1 protein-coding gene and 1 pseudogene are annotated in these 10,839 nt (G+C 66.1%); both read right to left on the bottom strand.

The window, feature by feature from the left end:
• Nucleotides 1-9,265: malectin domain-containing carbohydrate-binding protein (locus ACFHPP_RS29380; RefSeq protein ID WP_437166781.1), on the bottom strand; the 9,265-nt coding region annotated here is incomplete at its 3' end.
• Between the two features lie 1,307 nt (nt 9,266-10,572).
• Nucleotides 10,573-10,839: pseudogene (locus ACFHPP_RS29385) on the bottom strand (hypothetical protein); the annotation flags it as partial.

Raw genomic sequence — 10,839 nt, forward strand, 5'->3', positions numbered from 1 at the left:
TACCCTGCAGCGACAGCACGTTGGTGCCGAGGCCGTCGTCGCTCACCGCGATGTCGGCAACCTTGGTCCGCACGCTGGTGTCGACGTTCTCCGCGACCGACGTCAGAACCGGCGTCAGAACCACCGCCGTCGGCGCCTGGTTCTCGTCCACGTCGGTAACCGCCAGCGTGAACGCCGCCGTCGCGTCGGGCGAGCCGCCCACCGCCGCGTCATCGACCTGAACCGTCACGTCGAGCTGCGGATTGACCTCGAAGTCCAGCACCGCGCCGGCCTTCAGGAACAGCTCCTGCCCGACGATCTCGAACAGCGCCGCGTCATCGCCCTGCAGCGACAGCACGTTGGTGCCGAGGCCGTCGTCGCTCACCGCGATGTCGGCAACCTTGACCGCCGCCGCCTGCGTGCCTTCGGCGAGCGTCGTCACCAGGTTCGACAGCACCACCGCCGTCGGCGCCTGATTTGGCGCCTCATCCAGCGATCGTATGACAAGATAGTCGAAGTTGGCAGTGAACTGGTTGGTGGCAGAGGTGCCGTCGGTGATCGCGACGCCGTATGCCAAGCCGCCCGTACCGCCCGTGAGCGGGTTCTCGTTGGCCATAGCTTGAGCGAGGGCGCTTGTCGGAACGATGTAGCGCGGACCGGCGGTCAATGTTCCGAGCGACACACCCAGCGCATCAAAGAACTCCACCACGCCCAAGACGGATCCGGCGGTCGGAACGCCTTCAACCACGCCGGCAGCGCCTGCTGGGACGGCGGTTACCGAGCGGTCCACGGTCAGCCGGACCTCATAGGCGGCCACGGTGCCAAGGAAACTGATGGCATTTGGGGCCGTCCCCTGCATCGGCACGTTGGCTTCGGACGAGGTGCCAAGCAGGCTTTGATTGTGTCCAATCTGCAACCGTGGCGGGTTATTCTGGTTGTCGCTGAAAACGAGCTTTACGAAATCATCGACACCACCGGCGCCCACCTGGACGCCGAACTGCGCGAAACCGCTGGGAGCGAGCGCGCTGACGAAGTCAGCGCTCGTAACGCGGGTTGATACCTCGAACACCTGCGTGCGCGAGACGTCCACACCGGACTGGTAATTGTCGCGGATCAGGTTGCTGGTCGTCGTACCACCAATGACATTGGTGTCCTCGGGCGAAGAGGTGATCGACAGCGCGCCGGCCGCAATCGTCACCTTCGCCTCAACCGTGCGGTCGCCGTACGGATCCGCACCGGATGCGCCAGGTGGGCTGAAAAGCGGATTGACGAGAATTCCGGTAAAGCCGCCGCCAGCGCTGAATGGATCATTCGTTGAGGTGTCGAAATCCTGGCGGAACTCGGTTCCTGGCGTCAGCGCACGACCCAAACCGTTGCTGCCGTCGTAGGCGAAGGGGTCGTCGATGTTCGGGATGCCGTCGCCGTCCAGGTCATCGGGGTTGACGATGACCACGTCGTCATCCGTCACGTCTCCGCTCGCCGTGCCGCCGCCAGCAATCGTGAAGCCGGAGGGCAGGCTGGTAATGGCGACCTCGACCGTCCGCGTGCCGGTGTCCACGTTGTCATTGGCGACCGGCACGGACAGGGATCCGACGCCGCCCGTGAAGCTCACCTCGACCGGGGCCTGGGCGACGCCGCCCACCGAGTAGCCGATGAGCACCGTCGCGTCCGTCCCCGCGAGGGTGAGCGGGAAGACCAGCATGGTCTGGCCCGCATCGCCGCCCTCGACCATCGTGGGCGCGTCGGCGATGGCGATGGTGCCCGGCGGCACGGGCGCCACCGCCTCGCGGATCACGATGGCGCTGACCTTGGCGCGGTCCGTGACGGTGACGAAGCTGAGGTCGATGGCGCCGTTCGCACCAGGCGCGATCGGCTCTGCCAGCCGCACGACTATGGCGCTGTTGCTGGAGCCTGTCGCGGCCACGATGTCGAAGTCATTGAGCGCCGGTGTCGCCGAACCCTCGACGAACACGTCGAACACGCGCCCACCGACCACATCCGTGTAGATCTCGGCCATGTAGAGATCGACGAAGTAGAGCTTGTCCGGAGCAACCGGCGCCGAGAAGGAGAAGGTGCCGGGCGTGGCGTCGGTGGTTGGGCCGGAGTTCACCTCGGTCTGGTAGACCGTGCCGTTGAAGACCGGCTGCAGGCCATTGCCTCCGGTGCTGTCGGTGAAGGCCTCGCCGCCCGCGAAGACGCCCGTCGTCCCGCTCGCGGCCGCCGCGAAGGCGATGCCGTCGAAGGTCATCGCAGGGCCGCCAGCATTGTATGCCGCGACGACGCCACCCCGGACCAGGACCGGCGCCGTGTCATCCTCCGTCACCAATCCGGTGGCGGTGGCGGTGGCGATCTCAAAGGTGTTGGCCCCACCGGTGCCGCCGGTCAGCGTGACGCTGACTAGGTCATCGCCATTGGCAAGGTCGTCATTGGCGACCGGCAGCGACAGAACGCCGGCCCCATCCACGAAGGAGACGAGGGCCGTCAGGCCGCTCGCGCCCGCGGTGTCGTAGGACACCGTAACATCGCCGCTGAAGTTCTCCGAGGCGGTGATGGGGAACAGGAGCGTGGTGAAGCCGGCGTCGCCCTCCTCCAGCACCGTAGGCGCATTGCCGATCGTGAGCGAGATGGGTTCCGCCACAGGCGCCTCCGCGATCATGAAGTTGAGGGTGGCGGTGGACGCGGCGCCGCCTTGGTTCAGCCAGATCGTGTAGGTGCCCGCGCCCAGCGGTGTGTCGAAACCGATGAAGGAGAAGCCCTGGGTGGCGCCCTCGGCCAGATCGTCGAGGATGTCGTTGCTGACGAGGCCGCCGTTGTAGACGAGGCCGCCAAGGAGGGCGTCGGAATTGGCGTAGGTGGTGGGGTCCGTCGTCACCACCGGACCTTCCTGGATGCCGATGAAGCCCTGCGGCAGCCCCACCTCATCCGTTGCGAAGCCCTGCAGCACCAGCTGCGACAGCACCTGGCCCTCGGCCACGGTGAAGGTGAAGTAGTCGCGGTCGCGCCCACCGGGCTCGCTGTCGCCCTGCTGGGCGGCGACGATGACGTTGTCGCCCAGTTGCAGCACGCCGATTGCGGTCGGCTCGGCGCCGTCATCGGAGAAGTCGCCGATCACCGTTCCGCGGACGGAGTCCGGGCCTGTCGGCTCCACCACGGGCGGCGTGTATTGCGGCGAGGAGAGTCGCAGGAAATCCCAGGTGGCGGTGAATGCGTCCAGCGCCGTGGTGGTGTAGTCGGTCGAGGTGATGCCGACATCCACGGCGCCCGCGGCGAAGGCCGCCGCCAGCGGCGGCGGGATGGCGACCGGTGCCGCGGTCACGAAGCCCGCCGTCGCCGTGGGCCGCACGCCGCCCAGAATCTCGCCCTCGGCATCGAAGAAGGTGACGAACTGGCCGATGGTGCCGGGCCCGCGGTCCACGGCAATGGACAGCTCCACCCGGGCGATGTCGAAGAGGCCGAAGGCATCCCCGCCTGCGGCCACGGCCGCGCTGGACATGGCGGTGACCTGGGTCGTCTGGTTGACGGCGTTGCCCTGCGTCCAGAGCTGCACGGCGTTACCGGCATTGCCGCCGAAGACCAGCTTCACGAACTGGCTGGAGTTCTGCGCCACCGCATCATCCGGCACGGCGAACAGGATGCCCTGCTGGGCGTAGTTCTGGATGATGCCGTTGGTGACGCCACGCGAGGTCATGAAATTCTGCGTGAACGGGTTGTCGAATTGCGCCGTCAGGTAGAGCTGCGTCAGCGCGGGGTCGGAGACGTCCACCTGCTTGATGAAGTCGTTCTTGCTGTCCACCTGGCCGCCCTGCGAGAGGTCACCATCCGAGGTGACCACCTTCAGCTTGCCGCCCTCGACCACGACCTCCGCCGCCGGGTCGAGCGCGCCGGGCCCGCCGAGCACGCCGTCGAAGCCGCCCTGGGCGAGCGGTGTGCCCGGCGTCTCGAAGTCGAGGTTCAGCAGCGCGCCGCCGGGCGGGATCTGCAGCGAGAAGTCGTTCGCGGCGATGGTGATGGTCGCGGTGTTGTCGCCGATCACGGCGGTGTTCGAGGCGTTGGACACCGACAGGAGGGAGACGGTGAAGCTCTGGGCCGGCTCCTCCCGCGTGTCGTCCACGATCGGGATCGTGATGCTGGCCGAGCCCTGGTTGGCGGGGATCACCACGGTGGTGCTCGCGGGGGAGGTGTAGTCATCCTCGGACGCCGTGCCGGGCGTCAGGACGAAGGTCACCGTCACCGCCTCCGACAGGTCGCCGGTGCGGGTGAAGGTCACTACCGCATCACCGCCTTCGACGGCCTGCGCGTCCGCCACCGAGATGGTGGGCGGCAGATTCGGGTCCACCGCCTGGTAAATCACGACCGCGTTGATGCCAGGTTGGCCCGTATCCGCACTGACGCCGATCACGACATTGCCATCTGTGACGGTCACGGCCTTCGTGAGCGTGGTGCGCTTGTCGGCGCCGCCCGCGGCGGTGAAAGGGTCGAAGTTGAGCGCCAGCACCTGGCCATTGATTGTGAAGTCGCCCTGGCGCAACCCGCCCGTGGCGTGGAACAGCTCGGCGAAGTGCACTTCCACGACGTAGGTGCCGGGCGCGAAGCCGCCATAGGTCGCCGTCCAGGCGCCCGCCGCGCTGTCGCGGTAGGTGTGGTAGGCCGAGCCGTCGAGGTCCTCCCCGCCCGAGTTGCTGCCCGTGGTGCCCGACTGGCCATCCACGTTGGCATTCAGCTGTGCGTTGGTCTTGGGGCTGGTGTACCAAAGGGGGTTGTCGGCCTGGAAGGCGACCGGGTTACCGAAGGCGTCCAGGATCAGGCTGTCCGCCGCGATGGCGCCGCCATAGCGGTTGTTGTCGGTGACCTGCCCGAACGGGTCCACGCCCAGCGTGCCGGGCGCTGTATCGGTCGTGCCGAGGTTGATCGCGCGCACCACGTCGCCGCGCGCCAGGCTGCCGAGGTTGGGCTGCAGCACGAAGGCCGTGTTGGCGGCCGCGGTCACGTTGCCTGCCGCATCGCCATATGCGCCGGCCGCCACGCTGACCTGGCCCACGCCGGCGGGCCAAGCGCCACCGGAAGCCTCCAGCGTGTAGGTCAGCGTCGCCGTCTTTCCGTCGCCGCTGAGGACGACGACTGGCGCCGAAACGCTTGCGGGCACGATGCCTGTGAAGCTGAGTTCGGCGCCGGTCAGGCCGCCGAAGTCATCCTGGTCGAAGCCGGTCTCGTCCTTGAGCACGACGGTCGCGAAGCGCGGGCCGTCCTGCACCAGTTGCGGGTTTTCGACGAAGATGGAGTCGATGACCGGTGCCGCGGTGTCGGCCGGGGGCACGAAGGTGCCGCCGAGCTCCCAGACCACAAGGCCGCTGATCTTGGCCTGGTCCACCGTGGCGTCGAACTCGATGTTCAGCACGCCGTCGGCGACGGTGGCCTGGTAGGTCTTGATGACCTCCGTCGCTGTGCCGCCGGCCGCGGCGATGATGTCAAAGTTCGGTTCAACGAGGCCGTTCTCGACGAAGATGTCGAAGACGCGCTTGCCGGGGACCGCGTTCGAGGCGGCATTGGCCACCCCGTGGAAGATTTCGGCGAAGATGAGGTCGATCAGGTACTCGCCATTTGGCACCGGGATCGAATAGCCCCACTTGCCGGCATCCACGGCGGAGCGCTCGGTCTGGTGGAGCAGGTCGAGCTCGGTGCCCGGGATGTTGGTCGCACCGATCGTGGCGTTGGTGTAGGTCTTGGACGTCACGCCCGTGACGAAGGCCGCAGCGGCGCCGGTGCCGACATCGGAGACGAAATTCACCGTCTGCTCGCGCAAGGTGGCACCCGGAAGGTCCGCGCTGCCGGAGCTGATCGCGATGAAGGGCGTAAGCGCCGGCGCCGTGGTGATCTCCACGCCGTCCTGGCTTTGGATGAAGCGGAAGACCGAGAGGCCGTCGGCGGCAGTGAAATCCGCGAAGTCGGGACCGGAGAAGATGATCGGCGCCGCACCGTTGATGGTGAGGGTGGCAGAGCCCGTGCCGTAGACCACGTTGAAGTCGTTGATCAGCGCGCCCTCGACCACCAGCCTGTCGTCGTTCGAGAAGTCCGTGATCTCGTCGCCGGCTAGCTGCGCCAGCGTGCCGCGCACCACGTCGTCGCCCGCGCCGGTCGTGATCACGTTGACACCCGTGCCCGGACGGATGACGTTGTCGAGCGCGTTGGCAGTGACGGCGTAGTTCGCCGTAGAGCCGGTGCCGTCGAAGTTCTCGACGTCCGGGGCGAGCGCCGAGAGAGCCGTATCGGTCCCGGTGTAGATCACCGTGTCCACATTGGGGGAGCCGGGCGCACCCACCGCTCCGGCATCCGTTGCGACGATCTCGTTGCCGAAGGCCTCGATGCGCAGACTGTAAAAGTCCACCGCGTCCAGTTCTTCGCCCGCCGCGTTCTCGGCGAGGAAGCCGATGGCGGCGCCGGAGGGTTGCGTCGCGGCGCCGCTGCCGATGGTGTGGTCGCCGGTCAGCACGTTGCGCAGCACGCCCTCGGGCAGGGCGAAGCCACCCAGGGGGATGGAGGTGAAGTCCGCCTGCCCTTCAAGGCGGTATTCCGCCGTCACGGTGAAGCCGGCCTGCTTGTCGATGGTCAGGCGCAGCTCGACGCTGTTGGCGGCCGCATTGGTCAGCCCGGCCACGGCGGTTTGGGACAGGACCGTGTAGACGTCGCCGATCTCGAAGCCGACCTCGAAGCCGGGCGTCACGCCTGCACCGTCCGGCACCGCGCCAAAGACGAAGCGCACGAAGTTGGACTGCGTGCCGTCGCCGAACATCATTCCGGTGAGCTGGCCCTCCACCGCCACGCCCGACTTCTCCAGGATCCAGTTCTTCGCCTCGATCGTGGCCACGATGCGGTCCACGTCGTCTGACGGGCGGATGCCGGTGTGCAGCGCGTCGCGGGCCGTGTTGGCCGCGCCGACCACGGTGCCGGCGATCACCTTCTTGATCTGCAGGATGGGGGCGTTGCCGCCCGGCAGGATGTTGCCGCCGATGTCGTAGAGGCCCGGGAACTGCTGGTCGGGGGCGAAGTTCTCCGCGGCGGTCTGCGCGTCGCGGTTCGGTGTTACGCCGTCGAGGGCGGCGCCGAGCAGGCCGGTGGCGGAGATGGTGTTGGGGAAGTTGGTGTTCTGCGGGTTGAAGTCGATCAGCAGCTGCTCGCCCGGCGCCAGGGCGAAGCCGTTGGTGGCGCTGAGTTCGAACGGATCGACCAGGTTGGTGACGCCGTCGAGGTCGCGGTCAGTCGGGTTCACGATCTCCGAACCCGCCAGCGGCACGGCGCCGTTGTTGGGCTGCAGGATCTGGATGAAGGGCTGGCTGGTGCTGTAGCTCGCCACCCAGACGGAGCCCTGGAAGGGCTGGCTGAGACCCATCTCGATGAAGTCGTCACCGATGGCGGCCAGGCCGAGCGGCGCCGCGCCGGTCTGGAAGGTGGTGCGGTCGGCCGCGACGGCGAACCCGCCCGAGACGCCGCTGGACATGGTGCCGTCCGCATTGCGGCCCATGATGATCAGGTTGCCGCCGTTGAGCTGGGCCGCGATGATCGCGCCCGACATCTTCACGCCGCCCTGGTCGAGGATGGTCGAGGTGTATTCGGTCAGGCCGTTGATCGAGCCGTTGCCGCTGTCCAGCGCGCCGTCGGTCTTTCCAGCCTCCTTGTAGTCGCCCTCGATCGGGTTGTGGTAGGCGACGATCTCGGCGATGTCGGAAGGCAGGCCGGACTGGCCGATCAGCGTGCCGTTGGCCGGTGGCGAGCCACCGGCGACGACCGCCGCACCCGACCCGTCGGCGAACTTGTAGATTTCGTAGAGCTGGCCCGGCGTGACCGCGAGCACCTTCTTGGTCAGGTCACCGGCGTTGACGCCGTAGATCCCGTTCTTCGGGTTGGCTGCCTCGACATTGGTCAACCAGGCGATCACCTCGGCGTAGTCGCTGCCGCCACCATTCCCATAGCTGTCCGTGTTGGACACCAGGAGATAAGCGTCGTTCGCACCGGTCCCGGGCGAGAAGAGCAGGCCCGCACGCGAGCCCTCCGCCCGCGTGGGGTTCGGGTGGCCGCCATAGACGTAGGTCAGCCCCTCGTGCTCGAAGGTCTGCGCCCCGCCCTGGCCGGCGGAGATCGCGCGCCCCGCCAGGTCGTCCGACCGCGTGGCCTCGTGGAAGTTGTCCTTGTTGGACGGGTTCCAGTTGATCAGGTTGATGGGGTCGGAGGTGTTGCCCTCGCCATTGTTCAGGTTGGTGGCGATGTAGCCGAGCGCCTGTATGAGATCGGTCGCGCTGCCATTGTCGCCAGCCTCGCCGATCGGCCGGCCACCCCAGCTGTTGTTCGCGCCGTTGTCGTAGGTCCAGACGCGGCCGTCATCGCTAACCTCCACGTCGTAGGCGTTACGGTAGCCTGGCGAGTAGATCGAGACCGGCCCGCCGGCCACCAGCTTCGCGCTGTTGAAGCCGTCATTGCCGCCGAACGGGTCGTTGTTGTCGGGGTTGCCCGTGCGGGTCGGGTCGTCGAGGGTCGGGATGTCGTAGACGTATTTCCGGCCGCTGGCAGTGGTCTGCACCGGCATGCCGCTGAGCATGGTCAGGTCGATTTCGAGCAGCGCGCCGGACAGAGGCTGCTCCTGCTGGCCGGCGAAGTTGTTGGATGGCGCGCCGCTGTTCGCATTGCCACCCGACGCGAGGATCATGCGCTCGGAAACCAAATTGCCCGTAACCGGATCAATGGTCTGGATCACCTCCAGCCCGTTGCTCGCGTGGTTTTCCTCTGAACGCGGCAGGCCACGCACGATGTCGATGGCGTCCCAGGTGTTGGGGCCGGTCTGCACGAGCTTCGTGATGACGCCGGAGTTGGTGTCGAGGTTGACGTCGCCACCACCGCCACCCGCGCCGATGCGGCTGTCCGAGGAGGTGACGTAGATCGTAGCCGCCGGCTTGCCGTTAATCATCACCGGGTTGCCATCTGCATCGAACTGGCGTGTGACATCGATGCCGGTGACCTGGCGGTTCTGGCCGTTGTTCACCGCGCCGTTGTCGTTGTGGTTCTGAATCGCGGCCTTGATGAGGCTGAGGGTAATCGCCTCCGTCACATAGAACTGTGCCGTGTTGTCGCTATCCGCAGGATTCTTGTCGCCGAATGCGACGGTCAGGACCCGGACGTCGCCGTCAGCTTCGGTGATGTAGAGGCGGCCGTCTGGGCCCCAGACCAGCGCTGTGGGCTGATTAACCGCGACTTTTCCATTCAAATCGAGAGTGCTGGCGGCGAAATTGTTGGTGACCATGAGCGCGACTCCTGTGGATCAGGACACGGCCATTGCTGGCGTGCTGGCATTTGCTTTCGGACAGACTGAGAGGGGGGGGGTAGGCCCGCGGTGCGGGCTACGGCGGCGGGGAGGGTAGTCGCCTGTGGGTGGCCGCGGACACATCGGAGCCCCGCTGGCACGAGAAGATCAGATGATCGGTGCTTCCAGCGCCGTCGCATTCAGCGACCCGGGGCCCGGCGTTGTAAGGCGGCAACACAAACATCCGCGAACTCAGATTTGCGGCGATGAAGTCAGATTTCGAAGCCTCCCGCTCTTTCGTGCCGGAGCAGCGGGAGATGGCGAGGTACGCTATGACATTGGTTTGGGGGCAGCTGAATGTCGCCAAGGGCGCAGGCATTCCTGCGAATTGACAAGCTGATTCACGGCTGAAGCCGGATCGACTACAGCTTGGGAAGCAAGAGCCATTGAAGGTGGGAACGGGCAAGGTCGCGGCGAGATAATGCCTGTCTTCTCGGCGAGCATCCTGAGCCCTACCGGTTCGGCCTTTTCTAAGGCGACCTAGCTGCGGCATCGATAAATTCACCGACCGCTTCTCCCCGACCTGCGCCGGTGATCATTCCGCCAGCGCCCAGATACAATACACGACCAATCTGGTGAAAAAAGCGGGAAAAGCTCATCTTGAGACGTTTTGCGTCGAATATCGCAATAATGAATCGACGTGTATGAAATGAAAAATGACCACCCTCTGGTGCAAGCACGATTAAAAATGATTTATTATGGTAACAAAGCTTATGGAAAGGATATATCATAACCAAAAGGTTATTAGGACGGTCTGAAAATGCATGGAATTAAAAAGGAAGGGAATTAATGCCAGCGGTGGGCGAGGGGTGATGTGTGAATTTCGCGCCACAAGACGTGCATGTGCGGTGGCCGATACCAGCCCTTTGGAGAGCGGCAGCCATTCCGGGAGAAGGATGTAAAGATGCAACCCAGGACGCGAGTGATTGGCGTCATTATCGCGCGGGGCAAACCTTTTGCGATATGGCAGAAGGCGCTGGCGCTTTCATGTCGTGATCTGCCTAGCAGGCCTGATCAGGTCTCGCTGCCGACACGATCCCGGCCGCGTATCGGGACGCAGGTGGGGCGCCATGTCCGCCCGAGCCGCCCCTCGGGGTCCGGCACGGGGACTGAGAGGCCGGTAGGTGATCCGGGCCGCGCCTGGAACCGCGCGGCCCGCAGCCTCCTACGTCAAGGCGCTCTGCTGGCGCCTGTGCCTTCGATGTCCAACGGCAGAAGGAAGTCGCATCGCGCCGCGGCGCCGTTCATCAAAGGGAGCGCGCCGCCTTCCGTGGCCTGCGATCCTGCCTGACGGTCGCCCTCGCCAGCAACCAGGTGCCGCCAAGTAGCCCGATGCCGGCGAAGGTGGCGCAGATTCGCAGCAGCGCCGGATCATAGGCGCCGACGGTATCCTGCGCCTCCGTGCCGAAGCGGCCGTGCGCGCCGCGGACGCCGGGCAGGGGCTCGAAGAGGTTGTCGGGGCGCTGCTGTGCGGGCTCATCTGCCTGCTGACCGCCATGAGTCGTGGTCGCCAG

It is taken from the genome of Falsiroseomonas sp. E2-1-a20, from assembly GCF_051433195.1.
GTDB lineage: Bacteria > Pseudomonadota > Alphaproteobacteria > Acetobacterales > Acetobacteraceae > Falsiroseomonas.